15 protein-coding genes are annotated in these 13,787 nt (G+C 61.9%); 6 read left to right on the top strand and 9 right to left on the bottom strand.

The features are described 5' to 3' along the window. Nucleotides 1-3: 3 nt before the first annotated feature. The gene (locus ACZ89E_RS07245) at nucleotides 4-1,161 is read right to left on the bottom strand and encodes an efflux RND transporter periplasmic adaptor subunit (RefSeq protein ID WP_149661757.1); all 1,158 of its coding nucleotides are present in this window, start codon (nucleotides 1,159-1,161) and stop codon (nucleotides 4-6) included. A 271-nt stretch (nucleotides 1,162-1,432) separates the two neighbouring features. On the opposite strand from ACZ89E_RS07245, the gene ACZ89E_RS07240 reads away from it, so the two are divergent. Next, nucleotides 1,433-2,134: a response regulator gene (locus ACZ89E_RS07240; protein WP_149661758.1), complete on the top strand. Its 702-nt coding sequence runs from the start codon at nucleotides 1,433-1,435 to the stop codon at nucleotides 2,132-2,134. 4 nt (nucleotides 2,135-2,138) lie between these two features. Then, entirely contained in the window at nucleotides 2,139-3,440 is a 1,302-nt protein-coding gene (locus tag ACZ89E_RS07235; protein WP_476255224.1) for an ATP-binding protein, read from the top strand. 148 nt (nucleotides 3,441-3,588) lie between these two features. Here ACZ89E_RS07235 and pncA read toward each other — a convergent pair whose 3' ends face one another. The 5 genes from pncA to ACZ89E_RS07210 all read right to left on the bottom strand — a co-directional run bounded on the left by pncA (nucleotide 3,589) and on the right by ACZ89E_RS07210 (nucleotide 6,757). Further along, a complete protein-coding gene (pncA, locus tag ACZ89E_RS07230; protein WP_476255223.1) occupies nucleotides 3,589-4,230 on the bottom strand; it encodes a bifunctional nicotinamidase/pyrazinamidase in 642 nt (213 codons plus the stop codon). A gap of 47 nt (nucleotides 4,231-4,277) precedes the next feature. Beyond that, nucleotides 4,278-5,054 carry an anti-sigma factor family protein gene (locus ACZ89E_RS07225; protein ID WP_149661762.1) on the bottom strand — a complete coding sequence of 259 codons (777 nt, stop codon included), beginning with the start codon at nucleotides 5,052-5,054 and terminating at the stop codon, nucleotides 4,278-4,280. Beyond that, a complete protein-coding gene (locus ACZ89E_RS07220; protein ID WP_218585806.1) occupies nucleotides 5,051-5,548 on the bottom strand; it encodes an RNA polymerase sigma factor in 498 nt (165 codons plus the stop codon). The genes ACZ89E_RS07225 and ACZ89E_RS07220 overlap by 4 nt, the downstream gene beginning before the upstream one ends. Nucleotides 5,549-5,600: 52 nt before the next feature. After that, nucleotides 5,601-6,131 (bottom strand): tetratricopeptide repeat protein, encoded by a 531-nt coding sequence (locus ACZ89E_RS07215; RefSeq protein ID WP_149661763.1) that lies wholly within the window; start codon nucleotides 6,129-6,131, stop codon nucleotides 5,601-5,603. A gap of 80 nt (nucleotides 6,132-6,211) precedes the next feature. Then, nucleotides 6,212-6,757: a cytochrome b gene (locus ACZ89E_RS07210; RefSeq protein WP_149661764.1), complete on the bottom strand. Its 546-nt coding sequence runs from the start codon at nucleotides 6,755-6,757 to the stop codon at nucleotides 6,212-6,214. 136 nt (nucleotides 6,758-6,893) lie between these two features. Between ACZ89E_RS07210 and ACZ89E_RS07205 the strand changes: the two genes are divergently transcribed. The 3 genes from ACZ89E_RS07205 (at nucleotide 6,894) to nudC (ending at nucleotide 9,524) form a co-directional block, all read left to right on the top strand. Then, nucleotides 6,894-7,667: a class I SAM-dependent methyltransferase gene (locus tag ACZ89E_RS07205; RefSeq protein ID WP_476255222.1), complete on the top strand. Its 774-nt coding sequence runs from the start codon at nucleotides 6,894-6,896 to the stop codon at nucleotides 7,665-7,667. 207 nt (nucleotides 7,668-7,874) lie between these two features. Further along, on the top strand, nucleotides 7,875-8,687 hold the full coding sequence (locus ACZ89E_RS07200) for a crotonase/enoyl-CoA hydratase family protein (RefSeq protein WP_476255221.1): 813 nt from the start codon (nucleotides 7,875-7,877) through the stop codon (nucleotides 8,685-8,687). 6 nt (nucleotides 8,688-8,693) lie between these two features. Next, complete coding sequence (gene nudC, locus ACZ89E_RS07195; RefSeq protein ID WP_476255220.1) at nucleotides 8,694-9,524, top strand: NAD(+) diphosphatase; 831 nt, start codon at nucleotides 8,694-8,696, stop codon at nucleotides 9,522-9,524. Here nudC and ACZ89E_RS07190 read toward each other — a convergent pair. Together ACZ89E_RS07190 and ACZ89E_RS07185 are read right to left on the bottom strand one after the other, a co-directional pair. After that, entirely contained in the window at nucleotides 9,492-10,271 is a 780-nt protein-coding gene (locus ACZ89E_RS07190) for a TSUP family transporter (protein ID WP_476255219.1), read from the bottom strand. The two genes, nudC and ACZ89E_RS07190, sit on opposite strands and share 33 nt — an antisense overlap. 181 nt (nucleotides 10,272-10,452) lie before the next feature. After that, the gene (locus ACZ89E_RS07185; protein WP_476255218.1) at nucleotides 10,453-11,691 is read right to left on the bottom strand and encodes an acyl-CoA dehydrogenase family protein; all 1,239 of its coding nucleotides are present in this window, start codon (nucleotides 11,689-11,691) and stop codon (nucleotides 10,453-10,455) included. A gap of 367 nt (nucleotides 11,692-12,058) precedes the next feature. Here ACZ89E_RS07185 and sfnG point away from each other — a divergent pair, with 367 nt between their 5' ends. Then, a complete protein-coding gene (gene sfnG / locus ACZ89E_RS07180) occupies nucleotides 12,059-13,153 on the top strand; it encodes a dimethylsulfone monooxygenase SfnG (RefSeq protein WP_476255217.1) in 1,095 nt (364 codons plus the stop codon). Nucleotides 13,154-13,268: 115 nt separating this feature from the next. Here the strand turns inward: sfnG and ACZ89E_RS07175 are convergent, their stop codons facing one another. Then, on the bottom strand, nucleotides 13,269-13,748 hold the full coding sequence (locus ACZ89E_RS07175; protein WP_133836485.1) for a nuclear transport factor 2 family protein: 480 nt from the start codon (nucleotides 13,746-13,748) through the stop codon (nucleotides 13,269-13,271). Between the last annotated feature and the right edge of the window lie 39 nt (nucleotides 13,749-13,787).

Raw genomic sequence — 13,787 nt, 5'->3', positions numbered from 1 at the left:
TGCTTACTGACCAGAAACCTGGGCAAGTGGAAGAGGGGTGTCGTCGATCTGCACTTTCTCGCCAGGCTTGGCGTGTTGCAGGCCTTCGGTGACGATGCGGTCGCCGGGCTTGAGGCCGCCGGTGACGATCCAGCGATCGTTCTGCACCGCGCTCAGTTGCACCGGTTGCAGACCGACCCGTTGCTCGGCGTCGAGCAACATCACCTGGGCCACCCCGGCGCTGTCGCGCTGGATCGCCCGCTGCGGCACGCTGATGCCTTGCTGGTTGACCCCTTGCTCGACGCGTACACGGACGAAGCTGCCCGGCAGCAAGTCGAGGTCCGGGTTGGGGAACTCGCTGCGCAGGATGATCTGGCCGGTGCCCGGATCGACGCTGATCTCGGCGAACAGCAGCTTGCCCGGCAGCGGGTACAGACTGCCGTCATCCTGGATCAGCGTGGCCTTGGCCTGATCCTGGCCAACCTGCTGCAGGTTTCCGGAACGGAAGGCCCGGCGCAGGTCGTTGAGTTCACGGGTCGACTGGGTAAGGTCGGCATGAATCGGGTTCAGTTGCTGGATCAACGCCAGCGGGGTGGTTTCATTCTGTCCGACCAGTGCGCCTTCGGTGACCAGGGCACGGCCGACGCGCCCGGAAATCGGCGCGGTGACGGTGGCATAACCCAGGTTCAGCTTGGCCCGGGCCACGGCGGCTTTATTGGCCGACACATCCGCGGCGGTTTGCCGGGCATTGGCCCGGGCGTTGTCGTAGTCCTGGCCGCTGATGGCGTTGCCTTCGATCAACTGCGAATAGCGCTGCTCTTGCAGCTTGGCCTGGAAGGCATTGGCCTCGGCCTTGCGCAGCGCCGCTTCGGCGCTGTCCAGGTCCGCCTTGAACGGTGCCGGGTCGATGCGGAACAGCACGTCGCCCTGTTTCACGTCGCTGCCTTCGCGGAAGGTGCGCTGCAATACAACGCCGGCCACCCGAGCGCGGACTTCGGCAATGCGCGGCGCGACAATCCGCCCGCTCAATTCGCTGCTGATCGACAGCGGCCGCGCTTCGATGGTTTCGATGCGCACAGTGGCCAGCGGCGCCGCTTCTTCAGCGGTCGAGGACTTGTCACAAGCGCTCAGGGTCAACGCCAGTGCAATCAGGCTGAGCGTGGCAAGCAGGTTCTTTGACATGTGAATACCCCAATAATGACCCCGGCATCCTACGGGGAGTCGGCGAGAGTAGCGGTGAAGCTTTGTAGGCGCTGTGTGAAATTGTGTAAGGGTTTTACTCGCGGGTGCGTGAGGGCGTATATCCTTGGGCCCTTGAATTTCTCAGCGACCGTTCGGGCGCCTTCGCGGGCAAGCTTCGCTCCTACAGGGGAATGCGATACCTGTGTAGGCGCGAAGCTTGCCCGCGAAGACGCCCGAAAGATCGCCACAGCACTTTTTCTGGAAACACCCCATGCCCAACATCCTCCTGGTCGAAGACGACACCGCGCTCTCCGAACTGATCGCCAGCTACCTGGAACGCAACGGCTATTGCGTCAGCGTGATCAGCCGCGGCGATCATGTGCGCGAACGCGCGCGGGTCAATCCGCCGGACCTGGTGATCCTCGACCTGATGCTGCCGGGCCTTGACGGGCTGCAAGTCTGCCGCTTGCTTCGCGCCGATTCGGCGACATTGCCGATCCTGATGCTCACCGCCCGGGACGACAGCCATGATCAAGTGCTGGGCCTGGAAATGGGCGCCGACGACTATGTCACCAAACCCTGCGAGCCGCGCGTCTTGCTGGCCCGGGTGCGCACCTTGCTACGGCGCAGCAGCCTCGGCGAACCGCAGACCGCCAACGACCGCATCCTGATGGGCAACCTGTGCATCGACCTGTCCGAGCGCACGGTGACCTGGCGCGAACAACTGGTGGAGCTGTCCAGCGGCGAATACAACCTGCTGGTGGTGCTGGCCCGGCATGCCGGCGAAGTGCTGAGCCGCGACCAGATCCTGCAACGCCTGCGCGGCATCGAATTCAACGGCACCGACCGCTCGGTGGATGTGGCGATTTCCAAGCTGCGGCGCAAATTCGACGATCACGCTGGCGAGGCGCGCAAGATCAAGACCGTGTGGGGCAAGGGCTACCTGTTCAGTCGCTCCGAGTGGGAATGCTGAGGCGATGTTCAGAATCCTCTTTCGCCTGTACCTGGTGACGATCGTTTCGTACAGCGCGGCGATTTACCTGGTGCCGGATGTGGTGATCAAGCTGTTCCATGAACGCTTCGTCACCTACAACCTCGATTATTCCCGTGGTTTGCAGACCCTGATCGTCAAGCAGTTCCACGCCGTGCCAAGCGAACAATGGCCGGCCCTGGCGGCGGAAATGGACAAGGAGTTCCAGCCGCTGCACATCGTGTTGAGCGGCAAGGATGACGACGACTTCACCCTGGAGGAGCGTGAACGCTTGCAGCGCGGGGAGAACGTGGTGCGGATCGGCGACTGGGGCTGGCGCACCCTGGCGGTGGCGCCGTTGAACGATCGGACCGTGGTGCAGATGGTGGTGCCGCCGGATCCGCTGGACGTCAATTTGTTGTACTGGAGTATCAACGTGCTGATCGGTGCGATGATGCTCGCGTGCCTGCTGCTGTGGCTGCGCCCGCACTGGCGCGATCTGGAGCGCTTGAAAGGCACGGCCGAACGCTTCGGCAAAGGGCACCTGAGCGAACGCACGCAGATCTCGCATAAATCCAACATCGGCAGCCTGGCCAACGTGTTCGACACCATGGCCGGCGATATCGAGAACCTGCTCAACCAGCAGCGCGACTTGCTCAACGCCGTATCCCACGAACTGCGCACGCCGCTGACACGCCTGGATTTCGGCCTGGCCCTGGCCCTTTCGGATGACATGCCGGCGCCGAGCCGCGAACGCCTGCAAGGGCTGGTCGCGCACATCCGAGAACTGGATGAGCTGGTGCTGGAATTGTTGTCCTACAGCCGCTTGCAAAATCCGGCGCGCTTGCCGGAGCGGGTTGAAGTGGCGCTGGATGAGTTTATCGACAGCATTCTGGGCAGTGTCGATGAGGAACTGGAATCACCGGATATCGTCATTGACGTGTTGCTGCACGGCCAACTCGAACGCTTCACACTCGACCCGCGCCTGACGGCGCGTGCCTTGCAAAACCTGCTGCGCAATGCCATGCGTTATTGCGAAAAGCGCATTCAGGTTGGCGTGAAGGTATGCCCCAAGGGCTGCGAGATCTGGGTCGATGACGACGGAATCGGGATTCCGGAGGATGAGCGGGAGCGGATATTCGAGCCGTTTTATCGGCTGGATCGAAGCCGGGATCGCGCGACCGGCGGCTTCGGCCTCGGCCTGGCCATCAGCCGCCGCGCCCTGGAAGCGCAGGGCGGGACGTTGACGGTTGAGCCTTCGCCGCTGAGTGGGGCGCGGTTCCGGTTGTGGCTCCCCACACCGAACTGACGGCAAGCATACCCACCTGTGGCGAGGGAGCTTGCTCCCGCTGGGCCGCGAAGCAGCCCCCAGCGTTCATTCAATTACAACGCGCTGGCATGTTTTGCGACTGCTGCGCAGCCGAGCGGGAGCAAGCTCCCTCGCCACAGGACAGGCGTCAACCCAAAATATCTTTAGTCGAAATCAACCCAACCCCAGCCACCTGCATCCGTTCAATCGCCACAGCCAGCGACCCCTGCAGATCAATCGCCCGACACGCATCCAGCACCACAAACGTATTGAACCCCGCCGCCCGCGCATCCAGCGCCGAGTACATCACACAGAAATCCAGCGCCAGCCCGACCATGTAAACCGTGTCGATGCCGCGTTCCTTCAAATACCCGGCCAGGCCCGTGGTGGTCGTGCGATCGGCCTCCAGAAACGCCGAATAACTGTCGATGTCCGGATTACAGCCCTTGCGAATGATCAGTTGCGCATGGGGCAAATCCAACTCCACGTGGAGTGCCGCCCCAGGGGTATCCCGCACACAGTGCACCGGCCATAGCGTCTGCTTGCCGTAGGGCAGTTGGATCTCGTCGTAAGGCTGGCGATTGGGGTGGCTGGACGCAAACGAGGCGTGTCCGGGCGTGTGCCAGTCCTGGGTAATGATCACCTGCTTGAATTGGCCGCCCAGTTGATTGATCAATGGCACGATCAGGTCGCCTTCGGGCACCGCCAGTTGGCCGCCGGGGATGAAGTCGTTCTGCACGTCGATCACCAGCAAAGCCGTGCGTGAAGGGTGGAGCGAGGGATGCGGCATGGGAGGGCGCCTTGGAAGTCAGGCGCCAAGCATAGTGATAATTGGCGTTATACGCTCAGCCGACTTCTCAAGACTTTGGCCATGTCCTCAAGGTCCGCCACGGGGTTGTGCCCGATCAGCATCCAGGCGTGCTCCGTGTCCGCCCAGAACACGACGTTCATGTCGTGCCGGCGTTCATGGGCAAACGGCCGGCTGCCTTTGTTGGAGCGCGTGACACACAGTGCCATCGGACCGTGGGTAGGGTCGAGATAGGTGATCTGGGCGATGGGTACGCCTTCGTACTCGAGGATTTGCGCGCGTTTGAGCTCCAGGCGTGGCAACACCAGTTTTGCAGGCGCGAGGTTCAGGCCCAAACGGCTGTCGATGGTGCGCAGTTGCGCGCGCTGAGTCGCCTCGTCGCCAGGCAAGTGTTCCAGGGTTTGCGGCACGTAGAGCGACATGTAGTCGGCCACCAGCCCGCGCCAGTTGCTTTTCTGCTGGCTCGACTGCCAGCCGAGAAACAATCGATCCGCGACTACACTGCTCAGCACCAGACCGGCCGCCGCCGCCAGAAACCAACGGCGGTTCAGCGCCGGACGGGCAGGGCTGGGCAAGGTGTCGAGCATGGCTTGCAAGCGATCTGTCGGTGCTTGCTTGCCCAGTTGGTCATACGCGTCCTTGAACGGCAGGCTGCTGCGGGCCAGCCATTGCAGGCGCAGGTTGAGCGCCGGGTCATCGTGGATGGCGGCGTCGATGCGGGTGCGCTGTTCGGTGTCGAGCTGGTCGTCGAGGTAGGCCACCAATTGTTCATCGGTCGGGATCGTCGGGCGTAGGGGGTCGGTCATCGACGTTCTCCTGTGGTGTTGCTCGGTACGGTGTGCAAGGGCGGGTACTCCGCGAGTTTCAGGCGGGCGGTGGCCAGGCGGCTCATGACCGTACCGATGGGCACTTGCAGCACCTCGGCCACTTCGCGGTAGGACAAGCCTTCGACGTAGGCCAGGTACACCGTTTCGCGCTGGGCTTCAGGCAGAGCATCGACGCGCCGGATCACCTGCGCCGCCAGCACATGGGTTTGCGCCGCGTGTTCGCCGTCGAACGACAGCGCCTCGTCGGCATTCACCAACCCCTGGCCCAGACGCACACGCCGGGCGCGCACTTCATTGAGCCAGATCGAATGCAATATGCTCAGCAGCCAGCGATCCATGCGGGTACCTGACTCATACTGCCCGGCCCGTTCCAGCGCCCGCACGCACGTGGCTTGCACCAAGTCTTCGGCCACATGCCGTTGTCGGGACAGCAGCAAGCCGTAGCGCCATAACCGCGCCAGATGCTGGCCCAACTCTGCTCGTATTGCCTGATCGCTGGCGATGGCGACCTCCGTCCGTTCGGTGTCAGGTTTTCGATGAATCGTGGATGGCTTCGGCCAGGTCCTGGTATTCCTCGCAGGTGCTGCCGCAGATTGATTTGATGTGCTGCAACTGTTCCTGGGCAAGATCCAGCCGACCCTTGATCACATACGCTTCGCCGAGGTATTCGCGCACTTGCGCATACTGCGGGTCGAGTTTGACCGATTGCAGGTAATAGCCAATGCCTTCGTCGGTGCGGCCCAGTTTACGCGTGGCGTAGCCGCGATAGTTGAGGGCTTTGGCGGTGTTGGGGTTTTTCAGCGTATCAAGCAGGGCCAGGGCTTCTTCGTAGCGACCGTCCTTGGCCAGGCGGTAGGCGTAGTCGACACGGTCGTTATCCGGCACCAGGCTGCTGGTTTGCAGCACGCATTTGTTCGACTTGTTGTCGAACACCTGGCCTTTGGGGCAGTTGGGTTTGGCCGGCTCATCCTCGTCGCCGTGGGCGAACGCCGCAGAGCTGGATAGCGCTGCGACCAGCAACAGCGGGGCGGTGAAAACAGCGAAACGGATATCCATGGGTGAAACTCCATTCACAGTGAAAACAGAATTCGAGGGCATGCATCTAAAGAACACCCGGCCCCGGTGTTTTATTCGCCTCAGTTTGTATCGCGCCCTGGCAGCATCCGGCGCAACGTGCCGTCCCGCAGGCCGAAATGATGAACCAGCGCCATCACCGCGTGCAGCCCGGCCAGAATCACGATGACCCAGGCGACATTTTCATGCAGGCCGCCGAATACCGACTTCATGCTTTTATCGAACGTCATCAGGGCCGGGACATCGAACAACCCGAAGAAGTTGAACGGTTCTGCTTGCGCCCAGCGGAACATAAAACCCAGCACAATCTGGCTCAACAACAGCAGGTACAGCGCCAAATGCGCGGTTTTCGCTGCAATGTTCATCATGCCTCGATTGAGCGGCGGCAGTCGGCGGCCACGAGACAGTCGCCAGATCAATCGACCGATAACAATCACCGCCAGCAGGATGCCGCAGGAAATGTGCACCGATTGCAGCCCTTTACGCAGCGGCGTGCCTTTAGCCAGTTGATCCCAGATCAGTGCACTGGAGAACAGGAAAATCACCAGCACGGCAGTCAGCCAGTGCAGGCTCATGGTGAGGCGGTCGTAACGGGTCGGAGTGTTCATGGGCTTTCCTTATGAGCGATGGGCAGTGAACACCGCTGTGTGAACAATTATTCATTTCGTTGTGCAGCTCTTTGCAAGGAAAGCATTAAGCCAGACGCTATGCTCGACTGCATTGATGTGTATCGGGAGAACTGCGATGAGAGAACATATTCACCCTGTCGCCGCCGATGGCTACAGGACCGGCGCCGACACCTACGTGCGCGGTCGCCCGGACTATCCGCCGCAAGTGGCCGACTGGCTGACCGGCACCCTGGGTTTGAATGCCGACAAAACCGTTATCGACCTCGGCGCCGGCACTGGCAAGTTCACCGGACGGTTGGTGGCCACCGGGGCGCAGGTGATTGCCGTGGAACCGGTGCCACAAATGCTCGAAAAATTGTCCGCCGCGTTGCCTGACGTGCTGGCGGTGAGCGGCACCGCCACCGATCTGCCGCTGCCCAATGCCTCGGTGGACGTGGTGGTGTGCGCCCAGGCCTTCCACTGGTTCGCCAGCCTCGAGGCGCTCAGCGAAATTGCCCGGGTGCTCAAGCCGGGCGGCAAGCTGGGCCTGGTGTGGAACCTGCGCGACACCCGAGTGAGTTGGGTGCCGAAACTCGACGCGATCGTCAACTCGCTGGAAGGCGATACCCCGCGTTATTACACCGGAGCCTGGCGGCTGGCCTTTCCCCACAAGGCGTTCGGGCCGTTGCAGGCTGAGCATTTCGGGCATGGGCACACGGGTTCGCCGGAAGATGTGATTTTCAATCGGGTACGGTCCACTAGCTTCATTGCGGCGTTGCCTCAGGTGCAGCGGGATAAGGTCGATGCGCAGCTGCGGGCATTGATTGAAGGCGAGCCCGAGTTGCGGGGCAGGGAGGTGATTACCGTGCCGTATGTGACGGCGGCGTTTGTGGCGGTGAAAGGCAGTTAGATCGGCGGTGTAGCCTTCGCGGGCAAGCCTCGCTCCTACAGGGGCGCGCGATCCCTGTAGGAGCGAGGCTTGCCCGCGAAGGCGTCAGACCAGACACCACAGCACCCAAAACCAGTCCCGCATTTGGCCGAACCACTGCCTTACTCCCACCCGCGATGCCTTGTTATAGTTCGGGCCTCATTTTCCGCCCGGTCAAGGATCACTGCCATGTCTCAGTACACCGCGTTCACCGTCGAACTCGCCGACAAAATCGCCCATGTGCAGATCAACCGCCCGGACAAGATCAACGCGATGAACGCCGCGTTCTGGAGCGAGATCATCGAGATTTTCCAGTGGATCGACGACACCGACGAAGTGCGGGTGGTGGTCCTGAGCGGCGCCGGCAAGCACTTTTCCTCGGGCATCGACCTGATGATGCTGGCCGGCGTGGCCAACGAACTGGGCAAGGATGTCGGGCGCAATGCGCGCCTGCTGCGGCGCAAGATCCTCGCCCTGCAAGCCTCATTCAATGCGGTCGATAATTGCCGCAAACCGGTGCTTGCCGCGATCCAGGGTTACTGCCTGGGCGGCGCCATCGACCTGATCGCCGCCTGCGACATGCGCTACGCCGCCGAAGACGCACAATTCTCGATCAAGGAAATCGACATCGGCATGGCCGCCGACGTCGGCACCTTGCAACGCTTGCCGCGGATCATCGGTGACGGCATGCTGCGTGAACTGGCTTACACTGGTCGCCACTTTGGTGCCGAGGAAGCGCGCGGCATGGGCCTGGTCAATCGGGTCTACAGCGACCGCGACGGCCTGCTCGATGGCGTGATGGGCATTGCCCGGGAGATCGCCGGCAAGTCGCCGATTGCCATCACCGGCACCAAGGAAATGATCAGCTACATGCGCGACCATCGCATCGACGACGGCCTCGAATACGTCGCCACCTGGAACGCCGCCATGCTGCAATCCACCGATTTGCGCGTGGCCATGGCCGCCCATATGAGCAAACAGAAACCCGAATTTCTGGACTGATTAACCATGATTTCACGCTGGACCACCGCAGTACTGGACACCGATCAACCCGGCGGCTGGGCCGTGGCACGCAGCCCCGAAGGCTTTCTGTTCGATGACAACGGCGCGCTGTTCCCCCGGGAATGGCTCAAGCGCCAGGACTTGTCGATCCTGGCCGAGCACGGTATCGGCCATCTCGATGGCGAACCGGTTTACCTGCTGGAGCTGCGTTGCGCCAGCGAAGTGCCGGGCTGCAACTGGAAAGGTCTGCGGGCGTTCATGCTGGAGGGCGATCACACCGTCTACAAGGTGCTCGGCTACGCGGCGCAGATTGGCACCTGGTACCGCGAACACCGCTTTTGCGGCAATTGCGGGCAAGCGACGCATCAGGTGCCGCGCGAACGGGCGATGTATTGCGAACCGTGCGATATCCGTTATTACCCACGGATTTCGCCGAGCATGATCGTGCTGGTGACCCGTGGCGATGAGGTGTTGCTGGCCCGTTCACCGCGCTTCGTCGCCGGGGTCTACAGCACGCTGGCGGGGTTTGCCGAGCCGGGAGAGTCGGCCGAGGATTGCCTGATTCGCGAGGTCCGCGAAGAAGTGCAGATCGAGGTCAAGAACATCCAGTACATGGGCAGCCAGTGCTGGCCGTTCCCGCATTCGATGATGCTGGGTTTCCACGCTGAATACGCGGGGGGCGAGATTGTCTGCCAGGAAGACGAGATCGAAGACGCCCAGTGGTTCAACATCCACGCGATGCCGCCGTTGCCGGCATCGCGCTCGATTGCCCGTTACCTGATCGACGTGTATCTGGCGCGGCGCTTAGGCCACGCTGAACCAGTGCTGCCAGGCTAACCGCACGGTCAAGCCCAGTACCACGGTGATGAACACCGGGCGAATGAACTTCGCTCCGCCGCTGATGGCGGAGCGTGCGCCGAAGAACGCGCCGAACATCACCGACAGCCCCATGCTCAGGCCGATGATCCAGTCCACCTGCCCGGAAAACACGAACACCGACAGCGCCGCAATGTTGCTGACGAAGTTCATGCTGCGGGCCACGCCGCTGGCCTTCACCAGGTCGATGGGGTACATCAGCATGCTGCTGACGGTCCAGAACGCCCCGGTGCCTGGGCCCGCCACGCCGTCATAGAAACCGAGGCTGAAGCCCTGGGTCGATTGCCACTTCTTCTTGATCGGTGCGTCGCTGTCCAGCGGCGCTTTCGGCGTGCCGCCAAACAATAGATAAACGCCGCAGGCGAAGACAATCACCGGCAGCATCTTGTTCAGCCATTCGGCAGGCAGGTAATGCGCGACCACGGCACCGGTCAGCGCACCGACCAGGGTGCCGACGATGGCATGCACCCATTGCCGCGGATGGAACAGCTTGCGCCGGTAGAAGGTGAAACTGGCGGTGGCCGAGCCGAAAGTCGAACTCAGCTTGTTGGTGCCCAGCACCAGGTGCGGCGGCAGGCCGGCGGTCAACAGCGCAGGCGTGGTCAACAGACCGCCACCGCCGGCGATGGCGTCGATGAAACCGGCAATGAAAGCGACAACGGCCAGAATGGCCAGGGTGGTGAGGTCAACGCTGAGTTCGAAAGGCATGGAATCGGCTTATTCGGCGGGGCGCAGAAAGGGCTGCGGGGAAGGCCGGTATCTTACCCATATCGAACCTTTGCGGCGACCCGTCTGGCCTCTTCGCGGGCAAGCCTCGCTCCTACAGGGGAACGCATTCCAAAATGTAGGAGCGAGGCTTGCCCGCGAAGGCGTCATCCCTGACGACACATTACTTACGCTCAGGCCCATTCCCGATCTGCCACACAAACGGCGGCTCAGTCCCGTTAATCACCCAATCCCCGACAATCCGCGCCTTGTAGATCACCGGATTGTGCGACGACACCGTCCGCGCATTGCGCCAATGCCGGTCCAGGGATTTCCCTTCACGAATGTCCGAAGCCCCCAGCGCATTGAACAGCTCGGTGGTTGCGCGCTGGATCAATTCGGTGACCACCACCTGCGCCTTGGCCGATTCGATTTCCGCCGCGACATTGGCGGCACGCTCCAAAACGTCATCGCCAGAGAAGCGTGCCTCATAAGCTTTCTGCGCCGGTTGCGCCGCCCTCAAGGTACTGGCCTCGGCGGCATACACCAACGCCGCAATCTCACCGACTACTTGCTGAATCTGCGCATCCTGACTCACATGCTGCGCATTGCCATGGCTGTAGATGCGTTTGCGCTCGCGCACCTGATGCGCCACATCACGTAAAGCGGCGCGGCCGATGCCGGCCAGGGACGCCAGCAGCACCAGTTGATAGAACGCAGTCTGGTATTTGAAGCGGGTGGCGAAGTCGATGATGTTTTCGGCGTCGACTTCGGCATCGATAAACCGCGACGTCCCGCTGCCGGTGGTGCGCTGACCGAAACCGTCCCAGTCATCGCTCTGCACAATGCCGGGCTGGCGAGTGCGCACGGCGGCGATCACGTCGCCACCGGTGTCGCTGCGCCGGGCGTAGACGTCGATCCAGTCGGAAAACAGACTGCCGGTGCTGTAGAACTTCTCGCCGTTGAGCCGCCATTGATCGCCATGGGGCGAGACTTTGGTGATCACATCGCCGATGGCCACGCTGCCGATTTCAGTCCAGGCGCAACCGACGATGTCGCCGGCCACAAAGCGCTTGAACCAGACGTCCCGTGCCGGGCCGGGGGCGGCGTTGAGGCGATCCTCGGCAAAGGCGAAATGCCCGCGCAAGGCTTGCGGGATATTGGAATCGGCTTCGGCCAGTTCGATTAACAGTTCGAACAACTGCGGCACCGAGGCACCGCCACCGCCGTACTCCACCGGCACGCGCACCGCGCCGAATCCGGCCTCCTTGAGCCATTGGATCGGTTCGTAGGGCAAGCGGCGGGTTTGTTCGCGTTCAACGGCGCCGGCGGCGATGCGCTCGAAGATTGGCCGGAATCGTGCTGCGAGGGTTTCGTAGTCGGTGCCGGTGGAGAGGGGGTTGATTACCTGGTGTTCGGTCATGGGGCTGTTCCTGGATCGGCAGTAGAGACAGGGTCGATTGCACGGTCCATGCCGAAGCGGTCGGGCCAGGTTTTATTGCGCTAAGTGGATTTCAGCGAGACGTCAGGTGTTGCTGCACCAACAGCGCAGCAGCAAATTGTCCGGGACACACCCTCTATCTATGGCAAACGGCACTCCCTGTGGCGAGGGGGCTTGCCCCCGTTGGACTGCGCAACAGGCCCCTGCTTTTCAGGGATAAGCGGGGCCGCTTCGCGACCCAACGGGGGCAAGCCCCCTCGCCACAGTTCTCGTTCGCCAAAAGAAATTCGGTGCTGGCACGGTTGCTGCTCTGTCCCAAAGACTTCTCCAACGTCCCGAGGACACGCCAATGAGTCAGCAAGCCGTCAAATTTGCCTACTGGGTGCCGAACGTCAGCGGCGGGCTGGTGGTCAGCAAGATCGAGCAACGCACCCACTGGGGCATCGACTACAACCGCAAACTGGCGCAACTGGCCGAGGCGGCGGGGTTCGAATACGCCTTGACCCAGATTCGTTTCACCGCCGGTTACGGCGCCGAGTTCCAACACGAATCGGTCGCCTTCAGCCACGCGCTGCTGGCCGCCACCACCACACTCAAAGTCATCGCGGCGATCCTGCCTGGCCCATGGCAACCGGCGCTGGCAGCCAAGCAACTGGCGACCATCGATCAACTCACCAATGGCCGGGTAGCAGTGAACATCGTCAGCGGCTGGTTCAAAGGTGAATTCCAGGCCATCGGCGAACATTGGCTGGAACACGACGAACGCTATCGCCGTTCCGAAGAATTCATCCGCTCGCTCAAGGGCATCTGGAGCCAGGACAACTTCACCTTCCGCGGCGACTTCTACCGCTTCGACAACTACAGCCTCAAGCCCAAACCCCTGGGCCAGCCGGAAATCTTCCAGGGCGGCAGCTCACGCGCAGCCCGGGACATGGCGGCGCGGGTGTCGGATTGGTACTTCACCAACGGCAATACCCCGGAAGGCATCAAGGCCCAGGTCGATGACATTCGGATCAAGGCGGCGGCGAACAATCACTCGGTCAAGGTTGGGGTGAATGCTTTCGTCATCGCCCGCGACACCGAAGAAGAAGCCCGCGCCGTCCTGGCGCAGATCATCGACCAGGCCGATCCGGAAGCGGTGAATGCCTTTGGTGATGCGGCGAAACAGGCGGGCAGGGCGTCGCCGGAAGGCGAGGGCAACTGGGCCAAGTCGACGTTCGAGGACCTGGTGCAGTACAACGACGGGTTCAAAACCAACCTGATCGGCACACCACAGCAGATTGCCGAGCGCATCGTGGCGTTGAAAGCGGTGGGCGTGGACCTGGTGCTGGCGGGGTTCCTGCATTTCCAGGAAGAGGTGGAGTATTTCGGCAATCGGGTGTTGCCGTTGGTGCGGGAGCTTGAGGCCAAGGCTGGCGTGAAAGAACAAGCGGCAGTCGCGTAATGATCGTTCCCACGCTCCGCGTGGGAATGCATCCCGTGACGCTCTGCGTCACATCGAACGCGGAGCGTCCGTGGCGGCATTCCCACGCAGGCGCGTGGGAACGATCGGTCTCGGTTTACAGACCGAGATCGGACAGGCCCGGATGATCGTCAGGACGTCGCCCCAGCGGCCAATGGAATTTACGCTCGCTTTCCTTGATCGGCATGTCGTTGATGCAGGCAAAACGGTTGGCCATCAAACCATTCTCATCGAACTCCCAGTTTTCGTTGCCGTAGGAGCGGAACCAGTTGCCCGAGTCATCGTGCCATTCGTAGGCGTAGCGCACGGCGATGCGGTTGTCGGTGAAGGCCCAGAGTTCCTTGATCAGCCGGTAGTCCAGTTCCTTGGCCCATTTGCGGGTCAGGAAGCCTTTGGCTTCTTCGCGGTTGTAGGCGAATTCGGCGCGGTTGCGCCATTTGGTGTCCAGGGTGTAGGCCAGGGACACACGCTGCGGGTCGCGGGAGTTCCAGCCGTCTTCGGCCAGACGAACTTTTTCGATGGCCGATTCACGGGTGAACGGCGGTAATGGCGGACGAACTTCGGCATTAGATGACATTTGAGTGTCTCCTTATAAAACAAAAGTTAACAACGGCTT

This window comes from Pseudomonas sp. TE3899 (genome assembly GCF_056279105.1).
Note: the sequence above shows the minus strand (reverse complement) of the source record. Positions and strands in the feature narration are given on the sequence as shown.

Coding starts and splice junctions, on each gene's coding strand:
- ACZ89E_RS07245 (WP_149661757.1), bottom strand. CDS start 1,161: ATGTCAAAGAACCTGCTTGCCACGCTCAGCCTGATTGCACTGGCGTTG.
- ACZ89E_RS07240 (WP_149661758.1), top strand. CDS start 1,433: ATGCCCAACATCCTCCTGGTCGAAGACGACACCGCGCTCTCCGAACTG.
- ACZ89E_RS07235 (WP_476255224.1), top strand. CDS start 2,139: ATGTTCAGAATCCTCTTTCGCCTGTACCTGGTGACGATCGTTTCGTAC.
- pncA (WP_476255223.1), bottom strand. CDS start 4,230: ATGCCGCATCCCTCGCTCCACCCTTCACGCACGGCTTTGCTGGTGATC.
- ACZ89E_RS07225 (WP_149661762.1), bottom strand. CDS start 5,054: ATGACCGACCCCCTACGCCCGACGATCCCGACCGATGAACAATTGGTG.
- ACZ89E_RS07215 (WP_149661763.1), bottom strand. CDS start 6,131: ATGGATATCCGTTTCGCTGTTTTCACCGCCCCGCTGTTGCTGGTCGCA.
- ACZ89E_RS07210 (WP_149661764.1), bottom strand. CDS start 6,757: ATGAACACTCCGACCCGTTACGACCGCCTCACCATGAGCCTGCACTGG.
- ACZ89E_RS07205 (WP_476255222.1), top strand. CDS start 6,894: ATGAGAGAACATATTCACCCTGTCGCCGCCGATGGCTACAGGACCGGC.
- ACZ89E_RS07200 (WP_476255221.1), top strand. CDS start 7,875: ATGTCTCAGTACACCGCGTTCACCGTCGAACTCGCCGACAAAATCGCC.
- nudC (WP_476255220.1), top strand. CDS start 8,694: ATGATTTCACGCTGGACCACCGCAGTACTGGACACCGATCAACCCGGC.
- ACZ89E_RS07190 (WP_476255219.1), bottom strand. CDS start 10,271: ATGCCTTTCGAACTCAGCGTTGACCTCACCACCCTGGCCATTCTGGCC.
- ACZ89E_RS07185 (WP_476255218.1), bottom strand. CDS start 11,691: ATGACCGAACACCAGGTAATCAACCCCCTCTCCACCGGCACCGACTAC.
- sfnG (WP_476255217.1), top strand. CDS start 12,059: ATGAGTCAGCAAGCCGTCAAATTTGCCTACTGGGTGCCGAACGTCAGC.
- ACZ89E_RS07175 (WP_133836485.1), bottom strand. CDS start 13,748: ATGTCATCTAATGCCGAAGTTCGTCCGCCATTACCGCCGTTCACCCGT.